This is a genomic window from Streptomyces longispororuber (genome assembly GCF_014656095.1).
Classification (GTDB): domain Bacteria; phylum Actinomycetota; class Actinomycetes; order Streptomycetales; family Streptomycetaceae; genus Streptomyces; species Streptomyces longispororuber.
Window position 1 is genome coordinate 25,121 of the sequence record NZ_BNBT01000057.1, and the last position, 21,216, is coordinate 46,336.

General features: G+C 75.5%; 14 protein-coding genes. 11 read left to right on the forward strand and 3 right to left on the reverse strand.

Annotated features, from left to right (window positions below):
* The first annotated feature begins 5 nt into the window (after positions 1 to 5).
* Entirely contained in the window at positions 6 to 1,508 is a 1,503-nt protein-coding gene (locus IE330_RS19140) for a DUF1996 domain-containing protein (RefSeq protein WP_190137274.1), read from the forward strand.
* Positions 1,509 to 1,628: 120 nt separating this feature from the next.
* On the opposite strand, the gene IE330_RS19145 is transcribed toward IE330_RS19140, so the two are convergent.
* Complete coding sequence (locus tag IE330_RS19145; protein WP_190137275.1) at positions 1,629 to 2,033, reverse strand: hypothetical protein; 405 nt, start codon at positions 2,031 to 2,033, stop codon at positions 1,629 to 1,631.
* 118 nt (positions 2,034 to 2,151) lie between these two features.
* Here IE330_RS19145 and IE330_RS19150 point away from each other — a divergent pair, with 118 nt between their 5' ends.
* The 6 genes from IE330_RS19150 (at position 2,152) to IE330_RS19175 (ending at position 11,034) form a co-directional block, all read left to right on the forward strand.
* Positions 2,152 to 5,277 carry an alpha-N-acetylglucosaminidase gene (locus tag IE330_RS19150; protein ID WP_190137276.1) on the forward strand — a complete coding sequence of 1,042 codons (3,126 nt, stop codon included), beginning with the start codon at positions 2,152 to 2,154 and terminating at the stop codon, positions 5,275 to 5,277.
* 198 nt (positions 5,278 to 5,475) lie between these two features.
* Positions 5,476 to 5,973, forward strand: coding sequence for a tetratricopeptide repeat protein (locus IE330_RS19155; RefSeq protein ID WP_190137277.1), 498 nt, complete (start codon positions 5,476 to 5,478; stop codon positions 5,971 to 5,973).
* Between the two features lie 168 nt (positions 5,974 to 6,141).
* Positions 6,142 to 8,109, forward strand: coding sequence for an amino acid adenylation domain-containing protein (locus IE330_RS19160; RefSeq protein WP_229925768.1), 1,968 nt, complete (start codon positions 6,142 to 6,144; stop codon positions 8,107 to 8,109).
* 118 nt (positions 8,110 to 8,227) lie between these two features.
* The gene (locus IE330_RS19165) at positions 8,228 to 9,148 is read left to right on the forward strand and encodes a metal-dependent hydrolase (RefSeq protein ID WP_190137278.1); all 921 of its coding nucleotides are present in this window, start codon (positions 8,228 to 8,230) and stop codon (positions 9,146 to 9,148) included.
* Between the two features lie 2 nt (positions 9,149 to 9,150).
* Positions 9,151 to 10,251 (forward strand): PDR/VanB family oxidoreductase, encoded by a 1,101-nt coding sequence (locus IE330_RS19170; protein ID WP_190137279.1) that lies wholly within the window; start codon positions 9,151 to 9,153, stop codon positions 10,249 to 10,251.
* 75 nt (positions 10,252 to 10,326) lie between these two features.
* Entirely contained in the window at positions 10,327 to 11,034 is a 708-nt protein-coding gene (locus IE330_RS19175) for a TetR/AcrR family transcriptional regulator (RefSeq protein WP_190137280.1), read from the forward strand.
* 25 nt (positions 11,035 to 11,059) lie between these two features.
* On the opposite strand, the gene IE330_RS39045 is transcribed toward IE330_RS19175, so the two are convergent.
* Positions 11,060 to 12,970 carry a fused response regulator/phosphatase gene (locus IE330_RS39045; protein WP_229925769.1) on the reverse strand — a complete coding sequence of 637 codons (1,911 nt, stop codon included), beginning with the start codon at positions 12,968 to 12,970 and terminating at the stop codon, positions 11,060 to 11,062.
* Positions 12,971 to 13,412: 442 nt separating this feature from the next.
* On the opposite strand from IE330_RS39045, the gene IE330_RS19190 reads away from it, so the two are divergent.
* The 3 genes from IE330_RS19190 (at position 13,413) to IE330_RS19200 (ending at position 17,136) form a co-directional block, all read left to right on the forward strand.
* A complete protein-coding gene (locus tag IE330_RS19190) occupies positions 13,413 to 15,101 on the forward strand; it encodes a glycoside hydrolase family 13 protein (RefSeq protein WP_190137281.1) in 1,689 nt (562 codons plus the stop codon).
* 25 nt (positions 15,102 to 15,126) lie between these two features.
* The gene (locus IE330_RS19195; RefSeq protein ID WP_190137282.1) at positions 15,127 to 16,200 is read left to right on the forward strand and encodes a LacI family DNA-binding transcriptional regulator; all 1,074 of its coding nucleotides are present in this window, start codon (positions 15,127 to 15,129) and stop codon (positions 16,198 to 16,200) included.
* Positions 16,201 to 16,275: 75 nt separating this feature from the next.
* Positions 16,276 to 17,136 carry a phosphatase PAP2 family protein gene (locus IE330_RS19200; protein ID WP_190137283.1) on the forward strand — a complete coding sequence of 287 codons (861 nt, stop codon included), beginning with the start codon at positions 16,276 to 16,278 and terminating at the stop codon, positions 17,134 to 17,136.
* A gap of 93 nt (positions 17,137 to 17,229) precedes the next feature.
* Here the strand turns inward: IE330_RS19200 and IE330_RS19205 are convergent, their stop codons facing one another.
* On the reverse strand, positions 17,230 to 20,316 hold the full coding sequence (locus tag IE330_RS19205) for a bifunctional [glutamine synthetase] adenylyltransferase/[glutamine synthetase]-adenylyl-L-tyrosine phosphorylase (RefSeq protein ID WP_190137284.1): 3,087 nt from the start codon (positions 20,314 to 20,316) through the stop codon (positions 17,230 to 17,232).
* Positions 20,317 to 20,563: 247 nt separating this feature from the next.
* On the opposite strand from IE330_RS19205, the gene IE330_RS19210 reads away from it, so the two are divergent.
* Complete coding sequence (locus tag IE330_RS19210) at positions 20,564 to 20,998, forward strand: VOC family protein (RefSeq protein ID WP_190137285.1); 435 nt, start codon at positions 20,564 to 20,566, stop codon at positions 20,996 to 20,998.
* The last annotated feature ends 218 nt before the right edge of the window (positions 20,999 to 21,216 follow it).

Below are 21,216 nucleotides of genomic sequence, written 5' to 3' on the forward strand. Positions count from 1 at the left end.
GTCCCATGGGACGCACCACACGACGCACGTCACGAAAACGATCGAAGCTGGCCGGCCGGGCGATCACCGCGTCGGCGGCGCTCATCCTGGGCGGCGGCGGACTCGTCGCGGTGAATGTCTACGCGAACGCCGAGGAGAGCCCGCCGTCGGACGTCCGGGGCCGGAGCCAGGCCCAGGCGGCCGGGGCGGAGGCCACCACGATCCGCTGCCCCGACGTGGGCAACGAGCTGCCCGACGTCCCGGCGGACGCCCGGGCCGAGGTGGACCGCGAACTCGCCGCCCTGGACACGCAGATCACCCAGGCCTACGCGCGGTTCGCCGAGGCCGACACCGCCGGGGAGCGCACCGCCGTCCTCGGGCCGCTGGAGGAGCGGCGGCGACCGGCCATCGACACCATCCAGGCCGCGATCGAACGCGGCGGCCCCGAGCCCGCACGGGAGGGCCTCGACAAGCTCGACAGGCTCGACGGCATGGCGCCGTGCACGCTGCGCGCCGACGACGACGGTCCGCCGGGCGGCGGGCAGGACCAGGAACCCGGTCAGGAGCAGGACCAGGATCAGGACCAGGGACCCGACCAGGGGCAGGGCCAGGACCAGGGCCCCGGTCAGGGGCAGGCGGGGAACGGGCCCGAGGCCGGGGACTTCGTCGACATCACCTCCGTACGGCCCAACGTCCAGAAGCCCCGCAAGCAGCGCGGCGCGTCACGCGGCACCTTCACCACGCGCTGCGGCACCAACCGGAACGGCAAGTTCAACCCCGACAACGTCATCGTCGCGCCCGGCGTGAGCAACGGCGCCCACCACATGCACGACTACGTCGGCAACCAGGAGACCGACGCGTTCTCCAGCGACCGGGAACTCGCCGGCGGCCGGACGAGCTGCCGCAACCAGGGCGACAAGTCGACGTACTACTGGCCGGTGCTGCGGCTCCAGAACGGCACCGACGAGGACGACGCCGACGCGGACGGCGGCGGCCGGGACAAGAACGTGGGCGAGATCCAGACGCCGGAGCAGGTGACGCTGGAGTTCGTCGGCAGTCCGGTCGGCAAGGTGACCGCGATGCCGCGGTTCCTGCGCGTCATCACCGGTGACGCCAAGGCGTTCACCAACGGCGACGCGAACGCCAACGCCTCGTGGAGCTGCACCGGGTTCGAGAACCGGCAGCTCAAGGACAAGTACCCGATCTGTCCCGAGGGCAGTGAGGTGGTGCGCACGTTCGCCTTCCAGAGCTGCTGGGACGGGCGCAACACGGACAGCGCCAACCACCGTACGCACGTGGCCTTCGCCGACCCGCGCAGCGGGCGCTGCCCCCGTGGTTTCCGCGCCATTCCGCAGCTCGTGCAGCGCGTGGTGTACGACGTGCCGCCGGGGCCCGGGTTCGCCGTCGACTCCTTCCCGGAGCAACTGCACAAGCCGGTCACCGACCACGGTGACTTCATCAACGTCTTCGACGAGCGGTTGATGCGGCGGGTGGCGCAGTGCATCAATGAGAACCGCCGGTGCAGTTAGCTTCGCGGCCGCGCCCCGCGGCTGTGCTCCGCGGTTGCGCTCCGCCGGGGCGCGGGTTCTCCTGCGGGCCGTGTGTGGCTGGTCGCGCAGTTCCCCGCGCCCCTTCGGGGCGCTCACGCGTCAGCCCTGGTGATGCTCGGTGCGTTCCAGGGTTCCGCCCAGGTGGGTGCGGAGGGCTGTGAGGACCTGGGGGGTGCCCACCGCCACCCATTTGCGGCCCACCAGGTACGTGCCGCCGTAGTCCTTGGCCTGGTTGAGCCAGTCGCGTTCGCCGCGGTCGGTGGCGAAGGTGGCGAGGACGAAGCGGCCGTCGCCGGTGCGGCAGTCGGCCTGCCGCAGCTCCTCCGCGTCCGTCTGCACGGCGGGCGCGCACTCGGCCTTCGCCGCCAGCTCCTCCAGGGTGCCGGTCGCCGTCGGCGGGACCCGCTCACCGGGGGCGTCGCCGTCGGCCGCGAGACCCGCGGCGATCACCAGGCCGATCGCGGTGGCCGAAACCGCCCCCGCCGCCCACACCATGCTCCTCATCCGTCACTCCCGTCCCGCCAGGCGATGTGAACGCGCCGTGTCCGTTCGTACCGTTCCGCCCCCGCTGACCGCGCGGATACCGTGCGCCGCAGCCATCGACGTGACGCAGGGGGTACACATGGACGGACCAACGCGACGCTCGGTACTCGGCACCGCCGGCGCCCTCGGCCTCACCGGCCTGGGCGCCGCCTACGGCCCCGCCCTCCCGGCCCGCGCGGCCGACGACCCCGTACGGGGCCCCGCCTTCGATACGGACGCGGCGCGCGCCGTGCTCAATCGGCGACTTCCGCACCACGCGGACCAGTTCCGGCTCAGACTCGTCCCGGCCACCCAGGGCCGGGACCGCTTCCGCGTGTCGGGCTCCCCGGGGCGCGTCGAGGTGACCGGGACCACTCCGGCCGTACTGCTCACGGGTGTGCACTGGTACCTGAAGTACGTCTGCGACGCGCTCATCACCTGGAACGGCGACCAGCTCGACCTGCCCCGGCGGCTGCCCGCGCCCGCGCGCCCGCTGACGCGCTCCACCGCGCTCCCCCACCGGTTCGCGCTCAACGACACCAACGACGGCTACACCGCGCCGTACGCGGACTGGCCGTACTGGGAGCGCATGATCGACATCCTGGCGCTGCACGGCTGCAACGAGGTGTTCGTCATCGCGGGCATGGAGGACGTCTACCACCGCCTCCTGAAGGACTTCCGCTACACCGACGCCGAGTCCCGCTCCTGGCTGCCCGCGCCCTCGCACCAGCCGTGGTGGCTGCTGCAGAACCTGTCCGGCTACGGCGGCCCGCTCTCGCCCGAGCTCATCGCCCGGCGCGCCGCGCTGGGGCGGCGGATCGTGGACCGGCTGCGCGAGCTGGGCATGGCGCCGGTGCTGCCCGGCTACTACGGGCACGTCCCGGACGGCTTCGTCGAGCGCAACGGCGGGGACGCGCGGGTCATACCCCAGGGCACCTGGCACGGCTTCGAGCGCCCCGACTGGCTCGACCCGCGCACGGACGCCTTCGCCCGGGTCGCCGCGTCCTTCTACCGCCACCAGCGGGAGGTGTTCGGCGCGGCCGGGCACTTCAAGATGGACCTGCTGCACGAGGGCGGCACCGCGGGCGACGTGCCGGTGCCGGACGCCGCGCGCGGTGTGGAGCGGGCCCTGCGCGCCGCGCACCCCGACGGGATCTGGGTGATCCTCGGCTGGCAGGAGAACCCGCTGCCCGAGCTGCTCGACGCCGTCGACAAGACGAAGATGCTGATCGTCGACGGCGTCTCCGACCGGTACACGAGCGTCACCGACCGCGAGAAGGACTGGGGCTCCACGCCGTACTGCTTCGGCACGATCCCCAACTTCGGCGGGCGCACCACCATCGGCGCCCGTACGCACCTGTGGCAGGAGAAGTTCTTCGCCTGGCGCGACAAGCCCGGCAGCGCGCTCGCCGGCACCGCGTACCTGCCGGAGGCCACCGACCGCGACCCCGCCGCCTTCGAGCTGTTCTCCGAACTGGCCTGGCGCGACGACCTGGACCGGGCGGCGTGGTTCCCCGCCTACGCCGACCTCCGCTACGGCGGGCGCGACCGGGCCGCCCGCGCCGCGTGGCGCGCCCTGCGCGACACGGCGTACCGGCACACGGCGCTGGAGCGCAGCGACCCGCACGACTCGCTGTTCGCCGCCCGGCCCGACCTGTCCGCGAACCGCGCCGCCGAGTACGCGCCGCGCGCCCTCACCTACGACCCCGCCCGCTTCGACGCCGCGCTCGCCGGGCTGCTCGGCGTGGCGCCCGGGCTGCGCCGCAGCGCCGCGTACCGGTACGACCTCGTGGACGTGGCCCGCCAGGCCCTCGCCCACCGCAGCCGCCAGCTCCTGCCCCAGCTCAGGTCGGCGTACGAGCGCAAGGACCAGGACACCTTCCGGGCCCTGTCGACGCTGTGGCTGCGGCTGATGCGGCTCGCCGACGACGTCACGGGCGCCCACGAGGCGTTCCTGCTCGGCCCCTGGATCGAGGACGCGCGGCGGCTCGCGACGAACGACACCGAGCGCGCCGAGTTCGAGCGCACCGCGAAGGTCCTCATCACGGTGTGGGGCGACCGCCCCACCTCGGAGGGCGGCAAGCTGCACGACTACGGCAACCGCGAGTGGAACGGCCTGCTGCGCGACTTCTACACCCCCCGCTGGCAGCGCTGGCTGGACGAGCTCGCCGACGCGCTCGCGGCCGGGCGCCCGCCCCGGGCGGTGGACTGGTTCGGCACGTTCGAGGAGCCGTGGACGCGCGAGCGCAAGGACTATCCGCTGCGGCCGGTCACGGACGCGTACCGCACCGCCGACCGCGTCCGCGACGTCCTCGCCCGCGCGCCCTACCAGGGCTCCCTGGACGTCACCGCCGAGCCGCCCGCGTTCCCGCCCGGCGGCAGCGCCCGCGTCGAAGCCCGCTTCCGCAACGTCAACGGGCTGCGCGCCACCGGCCGCGTCGACTTCGCGCTGACCGGCGTCGACGCCGTGCCCGAAGGACCGACGTCCCTGCCCGGCGTGGCCCCGGGCGGCACCGGCACGGTCGCCTGGCGCGTCACCGCCCCCGACACCCCGCTCGACCGGCCCCTGCGCCCGCTGCCCTACACCCTCACCGCGCGGTACGGCCCCCTGGGCGAGAAGCGCGTCCGGGCCGTGCACGAGGGCACCCTCTTCGTGGCGGGGCCGATCGGCCCCGGCTGGCGCACGTACACCACCAACGACGCCGTCTTCGGTGAGCTGGACGGGCGGTACGCGATCCACGGCGGCGGCGCGGACCTGTGGCGGGCCACGGCCGAGTTCGGCACCCTCTACCGGCTCGGGGCCCTGCGCGACGGCGTCTCCGTCACGGTGCGCGTCGACTCCCAGGCGGCCACGGGACCCTGGGCCCGCGCGGGCCTCATCGTCCGCAACTCCCTGTCCACGCCCGGCTCCCCCGGCTTCCTCAACCTGGCCGTGACCCCCGCGAACGGGGTGGTCCTCTCCTACGACACCACCGGCGACGGCACCCTGGACACCTACCGGCGCCTCACCGGGGTGAAGGCACCGGTGCTGCTGCGGCTCACCCGGGCGGGCACGTCCTTCACGGGCGAGCTGTCCACGGACGACGGGACGACCTGGCGCACGGTCGCCACCGTGCCCGTCCCCGGTGTGACCGCGACCCAGGACGCAGGGATGTTCATGACGGCCACCAACGGCGGCACGGAGGCCCGCGGCACAGCGGAGTTCAGCGCCTGGCGCATCACCTGAGGCGCCCCCCTTACCCGCCCGCCCTGTACGGGGCGGGCGGACGACCACGGCGAGACGGGGACGATCCAGCCCGTCCGGCGCTTGAGGACGAGGCGCGGAGCGCCGGAAAACGGGGGTCCAGGAGGCGAAGCCCGCTGGTTTCGGGAAAGGGGCGGGCCTGGGGCGCCCCCGCGCGGCCCCCCGTGCCACAGTGCCCCCATGAACGAAGACTGGGAACACCGCATCGCCACCGCCTGGGCCGAATTCGACGCCTACGGCGAGGCCCGCGCCGAGGAGTTCAGGGCCCGCATAGCCGAGCTGACCGACGAACTCCCGCCCGACAGCCCCCTCGCCCCCTTCGAACGCGCCTGCGCCTACGACTCCACCGGCCACTCCGACAAGGCCGTCCCCCTCTACCGGGAGGCCCTGGAGCGCGGCATCAGCGGCTACCGGCGCCGCCGTACCGTCATCCAGCTCGCCAGCTCCCTGCGCAACACCGGCCACGTCGACGAGGGCATCGCCCTGCTCACCCCCGAACTGGACGCACCGAGCGACGAGTTGGACGACGCCGTCCGGGCGACCCTCGCCCTGTGCCTGGCGGACGTCGGCCGCGCCCGCGAGGGCGTCGGCCTCGCCGTCGGCGCCCTCGCCCGGCACCTGCCCCGCTACCAGCGCTCGATGGCCGCCTACGCCCGCCGCCTCAGAGCGGACGGATGACGACGAGGACGGACGGATCCAGCCCGTCCGGCGTTTGTGGACAAGGCGCGAAGCGCCGATGGAGCGGCGCCCAGGGGCGGCAGCCCCTGGTCCCGGAAGAGGGGCACCCCTGCGAGGGCACCGGGCCCCGCCGGGTGACCGTCGGCGCATTCGCTCGTTTTGCCGAACGTGCCGTCATCCCAGTCCACCTCGCCACCCCCGCCCTCCGCACCGACCCCGCGCGACGCCCCGGGCGCCGACCGGACCGGGCGCCCGGCCGGCCCCGCCGCGGCCGTCGTCGACGTCGAGCAGGCCGAGGCCGCCCTCGTCGAGCACTACCCGCGCCTGGTCCGCCTCGCCTACCTGGTCCTGCCGCCCGGCCTCGGCCGCAGCCGCCGGGTCCTGACCGCGCACGCCCTCGCGCAGCGGGCCCTGCCCCGCGGCCGCGCCCGGGCGGCGGTCGTACCGGACCAGCGCGGCACGGCCCAGGGCAGGCCCGGGAGCCCCGGCTACACGTACCTGCGCGGCCAGGTGCTGCGCGCCGCGCTGGAGGCCGGGCTGCCGCTGCGCCGCCGGGCCTGGCCCAAGCGAGCCCAGCTCCCGCCGGCGCTGCCCCAGGTGTGGGGCCTCAGGCTGTTCCCGCGCTCGGGCGGAGCCGACGAACTCGCCCTGGACCAGCGGCTCGCCGCGCTGACCGGGCCCGCCCGGGCCGCGTACGTCCTGCGCGGCCTCGAACACCTCCCGGACGACGAGGTGCGCCGCGTCCTCGCGGCCGCCGGGGCCGCGGACCCGGACGCCGCGCTGACCGAGGCCGACGGCGTCGGGGCCCGGTACGCGCTCCTGGAGTCACCCGAGTTCGACCCGTGCTCCCTCCAGGCCAGGCCCACCGACCTGGTGCGGCGCAGGCAGCACCTGCGGGCCGCGGCCGTCGCCGCCGTCGCCACCCTGGTGTGCGGCGCGCTGCTCGCCATGCCCGGCGACGGCTGGGGCCCGGACGGTGCCGCCGCGCCCCCGTACGCGAAGAACCCCGCGGCCGAGGCCGCCCTCGACCCCGCCAGGCTGACGAGGGTCGCGCCCACCGCCTGGAAGCGGTCCCCGCGCACCGACTTCACCGCCTGGCCCGCGCGCGGCGAACTCACCGGCGACACCGCCCTGTTGCGGCGCGCGCTCGCGGTGTGGGCACGGCCAGGACCGTCCGTGCGGGTCTCGGCGACGCCCGGCACGCCCGCGGGGGCGCCGCCCGGCCCCGCGCAGCTCCTGTTCGCCGGAGAGGTGGACGCGGCCCGGGTGGTGCTGCTCCACGACGGCCTGCGCGCCGTGCGGTACGCCGAGCCGAAGGAGGGCACCGGCGGCGCCGCGCTCGACCTCGCCCGGACCGACGGCGCCACCGCGGCCGACGCCGGGGCCGTCGTCCTCGGCCGCTCCGACGGCAACGTCCGCTACCTGACGGCGCCCTGGGTGCGGGCGGCGGCCGTCCGCGACCTGCTGGCGCCGTCCGCCGCGGCCACCGGCCTGGAGCGCGGCGCCGACGGCGTCACCGCGCCGTTCGCGAGCCCCGCCCTGGCCCGCGACTGCCGTACCTGGAACGCGCTCCAGCTCCGCGACCGGGACGGCACCACACGGCTCGCCACCGACCTCGGCGAGCTGGTCCCCGCGCGGCTGACCGCGGGCCGGCCGCACGCGCCCCGCGCGGCCACCGCCGCCGACTGGACGCGCACCGCGTGCTCGCTCGCCGCCGCGCGCTCGCACGGCGTACGGGCCGTGCACGCCTGGCCGTACGCCGCCCAGCCCCTGCCCGACGGCAGCGGGCAGGCGCGCTGGGTGTGCACGCGGGCGGAGACCTGGCGCGGCGCCGGGAGCCGGGTGCTCGCCCAGGTGGTCACCCCCGGCGCGGCGGCCGGCGCGGTCGCCGCGAAGGCGGAGGGGGTGCCCGCCTGCGGCGAGCGGGAGCCCCGGGTGCTCGCGGGCGTGCTGTGGAAGGCCAGGACCGGCGCCTGGTACGTGCTGGCCGCGGGCAGCGAGGACGTGACGTCGGTACGGGTCTCGGGCCGCGACCCCGTCCCCGGCAGCGCCGCCGTGCTCCCCGCGGAGCGCGGCGAACGCCTCCACCTCACCGGCAGGCTCGCCGACGGCACGCAGCTCACCTCCCTGCACTGAGCGGCTCGGCCGCCGCGCACGGGACCGCGTCCGGCCGCCCCTCCCCGGGGGCGGGCGGGCGCGGAAAAGCGGGTTCCGAGGGGTGTACCCGGCGGTTACCCGGCCGTACATTGACGCCATGTCTCATAAGCAGGCCCGGTTCCCCCGGCCCGTCGCCTCCGAGCACATACCGCTCAAGGCCCGCGACGTCTCCTTCTCCTGGGCGGACACGCCCCTCCACTGGCTGCCGGGCGACCCCTTCACCACGCACACGATCAACGTCCTGCACCTGCTCCTGCCCGCCGGTGAGCGGTGGTTCGTGCACGTGTACAAGCAGGCCCTGCCCCTGGTCCGCGACGAGCGGCTGCGCGCGGACGTCATCGGGTTCATCGGCCAGGAGGCCATGCACTCCCAGGCCCACGACGCGGTCCTGCCGCACCTGCGGGAGCAGGGCCTCGACCCCACCCCGTACACCGCCCAGGTCGACTGGCTCTTCGAGAAGCTGCTCGGCGACCGGACGCTGCCGCCGGGGCGGGCGCGCCGGTGGTGGCTGCTTGAGCGCGTCGCCCTCATCGCCGCGATCGAGCACTACACGGCCTTCCTCGGCGACTGGGTGCTCAACGCCCAGGAGCTGGACCGGCGGGGCGCCGACCCGACCATGCTGGACCTGCTGCGCTGGCACGGCGCGGAGGAGGTCGAGCACCGCTCGGTCGCCTTCGACCTGTTCCTGCACCTGGACGGCGGCTATCCGCGCCGCGTCCGCACCTGGGCCACCGCCTTCACCGCCCTGGTGTTCCTGTGGCAGCGCGGCACCCGCTTCTTCCTGGAACACGACCCGACGCTCACCGGCACGGCCCGCAGGGCCACCTTCGGGGACTTCCGCCGCAGCGGGCGCGCCGGCACGCTGCCCACCACCGGGGCCATGCTCCGTTCCATCCCCCGGTACCTGAGCCCCTCGTACCACCCCTCGCGGGAGGGCAGCACCGCGCAGGCCGTCGCGTACCTCGCCTCGTCCCCCGCCGCCACCGCCGCCGAGGCCCGCGCGAACGGAGCCGTGTGACCATGGCCCCGCCGCGCGCCCTCCCGTCGGACACCGCCCGGGCCGCCCTGCTGGTCACCGGGGCCGCCCTGCTCGCCGGGCGCAGCCGGCGCGCCCTCCGCCGCCGGGTCGCGGCGTCCACGCTGTGGCCGCTGCCCACCCTGGACGAACCCGTCTCGGGGCGGCCGCGCAGCCGGACGCTGCGGCTGCGCGTCGCCCGGCACGAGCGGATCGCCGAGGGCGTCGTGCGACTGCGCCTGGAGGGCCCGGACCTGCCCGCCTGGGAGCCGGGCGCCCACCTGGACCTCGTGCTGCCGTCGGGGCTCGTCCGGCAGTACTCCCTGTGCGGCGACCCCGCGGACACGTCCTCGTACACCGTCGCCATCCGCCGCATCGGCGCCGACGCGGGCGGCAGGGGCGGGTCGCGCGAGGTGCACGACGTGCTGCGCCCGGGCCACGAGGTCGAGGTCCGCGGGCCGCGCAACCGCTTCCCGCTGACCGCAGGCGCCCCGGCGTACGTGTTCGTCGCGGGCGGCATCGGCATCACCCCGATCCTGCCCATGGTCCGGGCCGTCGAGGCCCGCGGCGGCACGTGGCGGCTGCTGTACTGCGGGCGCGACCGGGCCTCCATGCCGTTCCTGGACGAGCTGGAGGAGCTCGGCGCGGAGCGGGTCGCCGTGGTCGCCGGGGACGAGGCCGGACGGCCGGACGTCGCCGGGTTCCTCTCCGGCGCCGCGGGCGAGAGCACGGCCGTGTACGTGTGCGGGCCCGAGGGCCTCATGGACGCCGTCGCGGAGGCGCTGCCCGGCGCCTGCACCCTGCACCTGGAGCGGTTCGCGCCCCGGGCCGCGTCCGGTGGCGGGCACGCCTTCGAGGTCGAACTGCGGCGTAGCGGACGCACGGTGGCCGTCGGCCCGGACACCACGGTGCTCGCCGCCGTCCGCGCGGCGCTGCCGGGCACGGCGTACTCCTGCGAGCAGGGTTTCTGCGGCACGTGCCAACAGCGCGTCCTGGAGGGGGAGATCGAGCACCGGGACGACCTGCTCACCGACGCGGAGCGCGGCGGCACGATGCTGATGTGCGTGTCGCGGGCGCGCGGGGAGCGGATCGTCCTCGACCTGTGACGGTGACCGGGGCGGGCGTGAACGGGCGGTTCGGGGCGTCCGTTCACGGCCGGAACGGATCGGTATTGTGTTCGCATGACTACCGGGACGCGGCGCAGGATGGGTGTCGAGGAGCGGCGGCAGCAGTTGATCGGGGTCGCGCTCGAACTGTTCAGCCACCGCTCGCCGGAGGACGTCTCCATCGACGAGATAGCCACGGCCGCCGGCATTTCGCGCCCGCTCGTGTACCACTACTTCCCCGGCAAGCTCAGCCTGTACGAGGCGGCGCTGCGGCGGGCCGCCGACGAGCTGGCCGAGCGGTTCGTGGAGCCGCACGAGGGGCCGCTCGGGGCGCGCCTGCTGCGGGTGACGGGCCGGTTCTTCGGCTTCGTCGACGAGCACGGGCCCGGCTTCTCCGCGCTGATGCGCGGCGGGCCCGCCGTCGGCTCCTCGACGACCAACGCCCTCATCGACTCGGTGCGGCAGGCGGCGTACGAGCAGATCATCGCGCACCTGGGCATCAGCGCCCCGTCCCCGCGCCTGGAGCTGGTGGTCCGCTCGTGGATCTCGCTCGCCGAGTCCACGGCGCTGATCTGGCTGGACGGCCGCCGCGTCCCGCGCGCCGAGCTTGAACTCCAACTCGTGCACGACTTCGCGGCGTTGGCCGCGGTCAGCGCCGCCTACGACCCGGAGATGGCCGACCTGCTCGCCGGCCTGCTGGCGAACGAACCGGCCGACGGCCCGTTCGCGGACCTGCTGACGCGGCTCGCCGCGCTCGCGCCGGCCGCGACGCTGCCGTCGTAGGGGCCCGGCTTCCGCACGGCCCGCCTCAGAGCCTGTCCGGGCCCGTGCCGGTGAGGCGCAGGGCGACCAGGGCGATGTCGTCCTCGCGCTCCCGGCCGAAGCAGGCGAAGAGCGTGTCGCACAGGTCCGTCACCCCGGGCGGCGCCTCGGCGGCGGCGAGGCGCAGGTGCTCCATCGACACGGCGAGGTCGGTGCCGCGCGTCTCGATCAGGCCGTCGGTGACCATCAAAAGCCGGTCCGCGGGCGTGAGCGGGACCTCCACCGGCGCCGGCCGCTTCAGGCCGAGGCCGAGCAGCGGGCCGCCGGCCTCCACGTACGCGGCCGTGCCGCCGTCGCGGACGAGCAGCGGCGGGATGTGACCGGCGTTGGCGACCCGGGCGCGGCCCGAGTCCGCGTCGATGAGCGTCAGGCACATCGTGGCCGTGGTCTCCGGGTGGTAGCGCTGGAGCATGCTGTCGAGGCGCTCGGTGAGCACGCCGGGGTCCGGGTCCTCCAGGCAGTAGGCGCGCAGCGCGTGGCGCAGCTCCACCATCACCGTGGCCGCGTCGAGCGAGTGCCCGGCGACGTCGCCGATGCCGACGAGGGCGCCCGCGGGCGTGGGCAGCGCCGCGTAGAAGTCGCCGCCGATCTCCGCCTGCCGGGAGGCGGGTTCGTAGCGCACGACGACCTCCGTGCCGGGCAGGTGCGGCAGCCGGCTCGGCAGGAAGCTGCGCTGGAGCGTGAGGGCGACGTGGCGCTCCTTCTCGTACATCAGCAGTTGCTCGGCCACGCGCGCGGTCGCGTGGGCCAGGCGCACCAGGTCGTCGGCGTGCTCGCGCGCGTAGGCCGGGGTCGCCAGGCAGACCGGGGCGTGGTCGTCGCGGGTGCGGGCGAGGGCGAGCAGCGCGCCGTCGGGCAGCGCGAGCCGCAGCCCGGCGGACAACGTGTCCGGGGGTGTGCGCAGGGCCTCGCGCGGGGGTGTGAGCAGCGCGTCGCCCGAGGCCGTGAGCAGCGTCTCGCCGGACGGCGCGCGCAGGGACTGCTCGGGCACGGCCCACACCCGCCGGGCGCCCTCGGCGGCGTCGTGGCCGTCGGTACGGGAGCCGTTGCCCGGGCCGAGGCCGTCGCGGCCCGGCCCGGGCAGGCGGCGGTCCTGCTCCGGGATGTCGCGGCCCGGCCCCGGGGTGCCCGGGCCGAAGAAGCCCTCGGGCCACACCGGGGCGGGGATCACCGTGCTGTGGGCGCCGGTCCTGCCCGACATCAGGCTGCGCATCAGCCGGGCCACGGCGTCGTGCGCGCCCTGGTCCGGCAGGGCGGCGGTGGCCCGGCGGCGGGAGAGGCCGCGGTGCATCTCGCCCTCGTCGCCGAGGACGAAGGCCGCGGCGGGCGCCCCGCTGACCCGGGCGGCCTGTGCCGCCGCGGTGTCGGCCAGCTCGCGCGGGCAGCCCGCGGACTGGACGTCGAGGACGGCCTCGGCCAGGAGCGTGAGCCGGCCGGCGCGGGTCCGGTCGGCGGTGCGGCGGCGGGCGACGCGGGCGGCGGCGCGCACCACCGCCTGGATCTCCTCCGGCTCGGCGGGCACGCTCAAGTACGCCTCGCCGCCCGCGTCGAGGCCGCGGCAGCGGTGCACCGAGCCGTGGGCGACGGCGGAGAAGTGGACGACGGGCACGGCCGCGGTCGACGGGGAGTCCTTCATCCGGCGGCACAGGTCGAAGCCGTTCATGTCGGGCAGGCCGACGTCGATGAGCGCCACGTCCGGCAGTTCCCCCGCGCGCAGGCCCACGTCGAGGGCGATCAGGGCCTCGCTCGCGCTGCCGGCGAGGATGACGTGGTGGCCGACGCGGCGGAGAACGGCGCTCAGCGCGTACCGGCTGGCCGGCGCGTCGTCGACCACCAGGACCGTGGTGGTGCGCACCCAGGCCTCCTCGTGGTCCTCGACGGTGTGAATGACGCCCACGCGGACATCCCCCAGGAGCGGCAGACGGCAGCAGGCCACCCGGCCCACCCTCGGATCGTCTCTCCACGCTAGCGTTCCGGCACCGTCGAGGGGAGCGCACGGCAACCGTACGCCCCCACCGGTGGCGTTCGCGCAACCCTGCCCGCCGCGGGTCGGGTTCTCGGTAGAATCCGCCCTTCGCACGCCCCTCCCCGGTGTCTTCCCGTGTCTTCCCGTGCCTTTCGGTGTCTTCCCGTGTCTCCCGGTGCGTTCCGGCACTACGGGTCGGATCCGGCGCTCCCGTACCGTCCGCCGCGCAGACGCTCCGTGTCCGCCCGCCCCGTGCGCCGCCGCACCGGCCCGCTCGTGACCTCCGCCTCCCGCCGGGCGTTCTCCAGGGTGTCCGGCTCCCTGGGCACGACGCCGGGAGCACCGCAGCCGACCCGTACCGGCAAGGGACTCCATGACCCAGCACCTCACCGACGTCACGGCCGACGAGACCGAGCACCACGACGCCGCCGCGCGCACCGGCTGGTGGCGCGACGCCGTCATCTACCAGGTGTATCCGCGCAGCTTCGCCGACGCGAACGGCGACGGCATGGGCGACCTGCGCGGCGTCATCGCCCGCCTGCCCCATCTGAGACGCCTCGGCGTCGACGCCGTGTGGCTCTCGCCGTTCTACGCCTCGCCGCAGGCCGACGCCGGGTACGACGTCGCGGACTACCGCGCGGTGGACCCGGTGTTCGGCACCCTCGCCGACGCCGACGACCTGGTGCGCACCGCGCACGGGCTCGGCCTGCGCGTGATCGTCGACATCGTGCCGAACCACTGCTCGGACCGGCACGCGTGGTTCCGCCGGGCCCTCGCGGAGGGACCGGGCTCGCCGCTGCGGGAACGGTTCCACTTCCGCCCCGGCAAGGGTCCGCGCGGCGAACTGCCGCCCAACGACTGGGAGTCGGTGTTCGGCGGCCCGGCGTGGACGCGCACGGCCGACGGGGAGTGGTACCTCCACCTCTTCGCGCCCGAGCAGCCCGACTTCAACTGGGACCACCCCGCCGTGCACGAGGAGTTCCGCTCCGTCCTGCGGTTCTGGCTCGACCTCGGCGTCGACGGCTTCCGCGTCGACGTGGCGCACGGCCTGGTCAAGGCGCCGGGCCTGCCGGACGTCGGCGTCGGCGAGCAGGTCAAGCTGCTCGGCGTCCGCCCCACTCCGTACTTCGACCAGGACGGCGTGCACGAGGTCTACCGCGACTGGCGCGCCGTCCTGGACGCCTACGACGGCGAGCGCATCGCCGTCGCCGAGGCGTGGACGCCGACGGTGGAGCGCAGCGCGCTGTACCTGCGCCCGGACGAGCTGCACCAGGCCTTCAACTTCACCTATCTGACGACCGGCTGGGACGCCGTCGCGCTGCGGGCCGTCATCGACCGCTCGCTGGCGGCCATGAACGCCGTCGGCGCCCCGGCGACCTGGGTCCTGTCCAACCACGACGTGGTGCGGCACGCCACCCGCTTCGCCGACGGCGACCCGGCGCGCGGGCTGCGCCGGGCCCGCGCGGCGACGCTCCTGATGCTGGCGCTGCCCGGCTCCGCGTACCTGTACCAGGGCGAGGAGCTGGGTCTGCCGGAGGTCACGGACCTGCCCGACGAGGTGCGCCAGGACCCGGCGTTCTTCCGCGGCTCGGGGCAGGACGGGCCCGGACAGGAGGGCCGGCGCGACGGCTGCCGGGTGCCGCTGCCCTGGTCGGGGACGAAGCCGCCGTTCGGCTTCGGCCCGCGCGAGGGCGGGCCGAGCTGGCTGCCGCAGCCGCCTGCCTGGAAGGACCTCACCGTCGAGGCGCAGGAGCGCGACCCGGACTCCACGCTCCAGCTCTACCGGGCGGCGCTCGCGCTGCGCCGCGAGCACCCGGCGCTGGGGGCGGGCGAGTCCGTGGAGTGGCTGGACACCCCGCCGGGCGTCCTCGCCTTCCGCAGGCGCGCGGCGGACCGCTGCCTCGTGGTCACCGTGAACCTCACGGACCGGCCGGTGGCGCTGCCCGTCCCCGGGGAGCTGCTCCTGTGCAGCACCCACGCGCACCCGCCCGGTGCGCCGTTGGGCGGCTGCGAGTCCGCGGCCGTGCTGCCGCCCGACGTGACGGTCTGGTGGGCAGCGTGAGGGCCGACCGGTACAGTCCCGTGCTGTGACCGCGCGACTGGCCGACATCGCAGCCCAGGCGGGGGTCAGCGAGGCGACCGTGAGCCGGGTCCTGAACGGCAAGCCGGGCGTCGCTGCGGCCGCCCGCCAGTCCGTGCTCGCCGCGCTCGACGTCCTCGGCTACGAGAGGCCCGTACGGCTGCGCCGGCGCAGCGCGGGCCTCGTCGGCCTGATCACGCCCGAGCTGGAGAACCCGATATTCCCCGCGCTCGCCCAGGTCATCGGGCAGGCCCTGACCCGGCAGGGGTATACGCCGGTCCTCGCCACCCAGACGCCCGGCGGCTCCACCGAGGACGAGCTCACCGAGATGCTGGTGGACCGGGGCGTCGCGGGCATCATCTTCGTGTCGGGGCTGCACGCGGACACCACGGCGGACACGTCGCGCTACGAGCGGCTGCGGGCCCAGGGCGTGCCGTTCGTCCTCGTGGACGGCTTCTCCCCGGCCGTGCGGGCCCCGTTCATCTCGCCCGACGACCGCGCGGCCATGCGCCTCGCGGTGACCCATCTCTCCTCGCTCGGCCACACCCGCATCGGCCTGGCGCTCGGGCCGCGGCGCTTCGTACCGGTGCAGCGCAAGATGGAGGGGTTCACGCGCACCATGCGGGAGCGCTTCGCGCTGGCGCCGGACGCCGTCGAGGCGGACCTCGTCGAGCACTCCCTGTACACGCTCGAAGGCGGTCAGGCCGCGGCGTCCGCGCTCCTGGACCGCGGCTGCACGGCGGTCGTCTGCGCCAGCGACATGATGGCGCTGGGCGCGGTGCGGGCCGTGCGGGACCGGGGCCTGCAGGTGCCGGACGACGTCTCCGTCGTAGGTTTCGACGACTCGGTGCTCATCGCCTTCACGGACCCGCCCCTGACCACGATCCGCAAGCCCGTCCCGGCGATGGGCCAGGCCGCCGTGCGCACCCTCCTGGAGGAGATCGCGGGGACGCCCGCGCCGCACAGCGAGTTCGTCTTCCTGCCGGAACTGGTCGTACGGGGTTCAACGGCCATGTGCCCGCCCGGCGGGCCGGGCGCGGGGCGGCCCCTGGGGGACCGGCCCGGAGCGTCTCGTCCCTGAGGTGTAGGGCGTGCGCCCGGAACCCGTCGGGGGGATGATCTGAGGGGCGGCGGGTATCTGGCAGACTCTCTGCCCATGGGTGAGATGACTGTGACGACACTGGAAGGCCGCCGACGGCCCACCACATCACCCATCGCGGGCGAGTCCGATGACCGCAATGGGCGGAATCTCCTGCGCCGACTGCGGACGCCCCGGCGGCCGCGCCTGTGGTTCGAGATCCTGTTGATCGCGGTGAGTTACTGGACGTACTCACTGATCCGCAACGCGGTGCCGGAGCAGAAGACGGCGGCGCTGCGCAACGCGGACTGGCTCTGGGACCTGGAGCAGACCCTCGGCATCGCCGTGGAGCGCTCGGTCAACCACGCCGTGGACTCGGTGACATGGCTGATCGTGGGCATGAACTACTACTACGCGACGCTGCACTTCGTCGTCACGCTGGGTGTCCTCGTGTGGCTGTACCGCCGTCATCCCGGCCGGTACGCGGCCACGCGCCTGGTGCTCTTCGCGACCACGGCGGTGGCTCTGCTCGGTTACTACCTGTATCCGCTGGCGCCGCCGCGGCTGGTGCCCGGCGGGGACTTCATCGACACGGTGATCGTGCACAACACCTGGGGCTCGATGGCCTCGGGGGACCTGAAGAACATGTCGAACCAGTACGCCGCCATGCCGTCGATGCACATCGGCTGGTCGCTGTGGTGCGGCCTGACCATCTTCGCGCTGGCGTCCGTGCCCTGGGCGAAGGTCCTCGGGCTGCTGTACCCGGTGGCGACGCTCGTCGTCATCGTCGCCACCGCGAACCACTTCTGGCTGGACGCGGTGGGCGGCATGATCTGCCTGGCCTTCGGTTACGCGGTGGTACGGCTCTGGTACGGGCGGCTCCCGTACGCGCTGCCGCAGCACGTGGAACCCGTGGCGGTGACGCGCTCCAGGCGCTGAGGGGCCCTGGCCCCGGTCGGGCGGCTGGCCCGGGGCGGTACCGCCCTTGCGGCTGCCCCGGGCCCGTAGGCCCTTCGGCGCCGCCCTGGGGCGTCAGGCGCCGTAGAAGCGGTCCTCCACCACCGCGCGGGCCCGGCGGGTGGTGCGGCGGTAGTCCTCCAGCATGTCCCCGACGTGACCGGACTCGTACCCCAAGTAACGGCCGACGGCCGCCAGTTCCCGGCCGTCGGACGGGAAGGTGTCCCCGGCCCGCCCGCGCACCAGCATCACGGCGTTGCGCACCCGGGTGGCGAGCACCCAGGCCTCGTCGAGGATCTGCGCCTCGTCCGCCGGGAGGAGGCGGGCGGCGCAGGCCGCGGCGAGGGCCTCGCGGGTGCGGGTGGTGCGCAGGCCGGGCTCGGCCCAGCCGTGCCGGAGCTGGAGGAGCTGCACGGTCCACTCGACGTCGGAGAGGCCGCCGCGGCCGAGCTTGGCGTGCAGGGTGGGGTCGGCTCCGCGCGGCAGCCGCTCGGTCTCCATGCGCGCCTTGAGGCGGCGGATCTCGCGCACGGCCTCGTCGCCGATGCCCTCGGCGGGGTAGCGCAGCGGGTCGGCCAGCTCGATGAAGGCGGCCCCCAGGTCCGCGTCGCCCGCGACGGGCTCGGCGCGCAGCAGCGCCTGGGACTCCCAGCCGAGGGACCAGCGGCGGTAGTAGGCCGCGTACGACTTGAGGGTGCGCACCAGGGGGCCGCTCTTGCCCTCGGGGCGCAGGTCGGCGTCGATGAGCAGCGGCGGGTCGGCGGTGGGGAGCTGGAGGAGGCGGCGCATCTCGGCGACGACGGTGTTGGCCGCCTTCGCCGCCTCCTGCTCGTCGACGCCCTCGCGCGGCTGGTGCACGAACAGGACGTCGGCGTCGGAGCCGTAGCCGAGCTCGCGGCCGCCGAAGCGGCCCATGCCGATGACGGCGAACCGGGTGGGCAGCTCGTCGCCCCAGCCGTCGCGGACGACGGCGCGCAGGGCACCCGCGAGGGTGGCGGCCGTGAGGTCGGAGACGGCCGTGCCGACGCGGTCCACCAAGGCGCCGGCGGCGGTCCCGCCCGCGGCGCCGACCCCGGCGCCGGCCGTGGCCCTGTCGGCGGCCTCGGTCGCGGTGCCGCCTCCGGTGCCGACCGTGGTGCCGCCTTCGGTGCCGTACGAGGCGATGAGGTCGGCGGCGACGGTGCGGAACAGCTCGCGGCGGCGCACCCCGCGGGCCGCGGCCACCGCCTGTTCGGGCCCGTCGGCGCGGCCCACGGCGGCCAGCACCTCCTGTTCGAGGGCGGCGCGGCCACGGGGTTCGAGGCCGCGCTCGTCGCCGAGCAGGGCGACCGCCTCGGGGGCGCGGAGCAGCAGGTCGGGGGCGAGGCGCCCGGCCGAAAGGACGCGGGCGAGGTTCTCCGCCGCCGCGCCCTCGTCCCGCAGCAGGCGCAGGTACCAGGGGGTCTTGCCGAGCGCGTCGGACACCTTGCGGAAGCCGAGCAGGCCCGCGTCGGGGTCGGCGGAGTCCGCGAACCAGCCGAGCAGCACCGGCAGCAGCGTGCGCTGGATGGCGGCCTTGCGGGAGACGCCGGAGGCGAGGGCCTCCAGGTGGCGCAGGGCGGCGGCCGGGTCGGCGTACCCGAGGGCGACGAGCCGTTCGCGGGCCGCCTCGGTGCTCAGCCGGGTCTCGCCCGGGCTCAACTGGGCGACGGCGTCGAGCAGCGGGCGGTAGAAGAGCTTCTCGTGCAGGCGGCGGACGACGGAGGTGTGCCGCTTCCAGGCGCGGCCGAGCTCGGTGATGGGATCGGTGCGCAGACCGAGGGAGCGGCCGATGCGGCGCAGGTCGGCGTCGTGCTCCGGCACCAGGTGGGTGCGGCGCAGCCGGTGGAGCTGGATGCGGTGCTCCAGGGAGCGCAGGAAGCGGTACGCGTCCTCGAGCTGGGCGGCGTCGACGCGGCCGACGTAGCCGCCGGCGGCGAGCGCGGCCAGGGCGTCCAGCGTCGTACCGCTGCGGAGCGAGGGGTCCGAGCGGCCGTGCACCAACTGCAGGAGCTGGACGGCGAATTCGACGTCGCGCAGGCCGCCGGGGCCGAGCTTGAGCTCGCGGTCGACCTCGCCCACCGGGATGTTGGCCACCACGCGGCGGCGCATCTGCTGCACGTCGGCGACGAAGTTCTCCCGCTCGGCGGCCTGCCACACCAGCGGGGCGACGGCGGCGCAGTACTCCTCGCCGAGCTCGGCGTCGCCGGCCACGGGCCTGGCCTTGAGCAGCGCCTGGAACTCCCAGGTCTTGGCCCAGCGCTGGTAGTAGGCGACGTGCGAGGACAGGGTGCGCACGAGCGGGCCGTTGCGGCCCTCGGGGCGGAGGTTGGCGTCGACGGGCCAGATGGTGCCCTCGACGGTGGTGTCGGAGCAGATCCGCATCAGGTGCGAGGCGAGCCGGGTCGCGGCCCGCAGCGCCTTGTCCTCGTCGGTGCCCGCCGCGCTCTCGGAGGGCTCCGCGACGAAGATGACGTCCACGTCGGAGACGTAGTTCAGCTCGTGGCCGCCGCACTTGCCCATCGCGATGACCGCGAGGCGGCACCGGTCGGCGTCCTCGGGCGCGGCGGCGCGGGCCAGGGCGAGCGCGGCGCGCAGCGTCGCGGTGGCGAGGTCGGCCAGCTCGGCGGCGGTCTGGGCGACGTCGGTGGTGCCGCACACGTCGCGGGCGGCGATGGACAGCAGGCAGCGGCGGTAGGCCACGCGCAGCGCGTCGGGGTCGGCGGCCCCGGCGAGGCCGCGCTCGAACTCCTCGACGCCCGGGTGCAGGTCGGCGGCCTCGTAGGTGACCAGGGCGCGCCAGTCGTGCGGGTGCCGGGCGAGGTGGTCGGCGAGCGCCTCGGAGGCGCCGAGGACGCCGAGCAGCCGGTCGCGCAGCGGCTTGGAGCTGACGAGGGTGTCGAGCAGCTCGCGGCGGTCGGTGCCCTGGTCGTCGGGGGCCTGCGCCTCCACGAGGCGGACGAGGCCGAGCAGGGCCAGGTCGGGGTCGGCGGTGGCGCCGAGCGCGTCGAGGAGGACCGGGTCGGTGCGGACGGCGTCGAGACCGGGCGCGGCGAGCAGCCGCTCGGCGGCCGAGGGGTCCGTGAAACCGTGCCGCAGCAGCCGGGTGAACGTGCTGCTCCTGCGCCCTTGCGGCAACGTCATGCCCGCGCCCTTCGCTCGCTTGTTCCTGGCCAGAGCCTACCGAGCGGCGCCGACACGCGGTCCGGGGAGTTCCGCCGTCCCGCGTGCGGGGCCCGCGCCGGGGCGGGAGCATGGGACGGCACGCGTCCGGAAGAAGGATGTCCCGTGCACGCGGCGCGAACCCCCTCCCCTTTCGAACAGACGTCCGTACGATGTGAGCGGTCGGGGCCGCTCGGGCCCGGACCCGCGCAGCGAGGAGGAGCAAGCCATGGAGTGGACGCTCGAGGTCGTGCTGTTGCCCGTGTCGGACCTGGACCGGGCCAAGGACTTCTACGAGAACAAGTGTGGCTTCAAGGCGGACCTGGACGGCGAGGTCGCGCCCGGCGTGCGGGTCATCCAGATCACGCCGCCCGGGTCGCGCTGTTCGCTGGCGATGACGGCGGGCATGCCGCCCGCGCCGGGCCAGGAGCGGGCGGAGCCCGGCTCGCTGCAGGGGCTCCAGCTCTGCGTGACCGACATCGAGGCGGCGCACGCGGAGCTGTCCGGCCGGGGCGTGGACATCACGCCCGTGCGGCACCTGGGCCCGGAGGGCTGGACGGAGGGGCGCGGCGAGGCCCCGTGGAGCACGTTCTGCTTCTTCAAGGACCCGGACGGCAACGGCTGGGCGCTCCAGGAGGCTCCGGCGCCGCTGTCGGAGCGCTGAGGTACGCCGGGCCCGGCTCCCGGGGCCCGGGAGCCGGGCCGCGCTGGTGGGCGGCGTTGCGCGTCGGCGCCGGGGCCGCGCTGGTGGACTGACGCCGGGGTTGCGCGTCGGCGCCGGGCCGGGCTCGTGGACAGTGGCGCCAGGGTTGCGCGTCGGCGCCGGGCCGGGCTGGTGACGGCTGGTGGCCCTCGCGGGCGCGGCCCCGGGCGCGGCCCCGG

Coding starts and splice junctions, on each gene's coding strand:
- IE330_RS19190 (WP_190137281.1), top strand. CDS start 13,413: ATGACCCAGCACCTCACCGACGTCACGGCCGACGAGACCGAGCACCAC.
- IE330_RS19150 (WP_190137276.1), top strand. CDS start 2,152: ATGGACGGACCAACGCGACGCTCGGTACTCGGCACCGCCGGCGCCCTC.
- IE330_RS19210 (WP_190137285.1), top strand. CDS start 20,564: ATGGAGTGGACGCTCGAGGTCGTGCTGTTGCCCGTGTCGGACCTGGAC.
- IE330_RS19155 (WP_190137277.1), top strand. CDS start 5,476: ATGAACGAAGACTGGGAACACCGCATCGCCACCGCCTGGGCCGAATTC.
- IE330_RS19140 (WP_190137274.1), top strand. CDS start 6: ATGGGACGCACCACACGACGCACGTCACGAAAACGATCGAAGCTGGCC.
- IE330_RS19200 (WP_190137283.1), top strand. CDS start 16,276: ATGGGTGAGATGACTGTGACGACACTGGAAGGCCGCCGACGGCCCACC.
- IE330_RS19145 (WP_190137275.1), bottom strand. CDS start 2,033: ATGAGGAGCATGGTGTGGGCGGCGGGGGCGGTTTCGGCCACCGCGATC.
- IE330_RS19165 (WP_190137278.1), top strand. CDS start 8,228: ATGTCTCATAAGCAGGCCCGGTTCCCCCGGCCCGTCGCCTCCGAGCAC.
- IE330_RS19170 (WP_190137279.1), top strand. CDS start 9,151: ATGGCCCCGCCGCGCGCCCTCCCGTCGGACACCGCCCGGGCCGCCCTG.
- IE330_RS19175 (WP_190137280.1), top strand. CDS start 10,327: ATGACTACCGGGACGCGGCGCAGGATGGGTGTCGAGGAGCGGCGGCAG.
- IE330_RS19205 (WP_190137284.1), bottom strand. CDS start 20,316: ATGACGTTGCCGCAAGGGCGCAGGAGCAGCACGTTCACCCGGCTGCTG.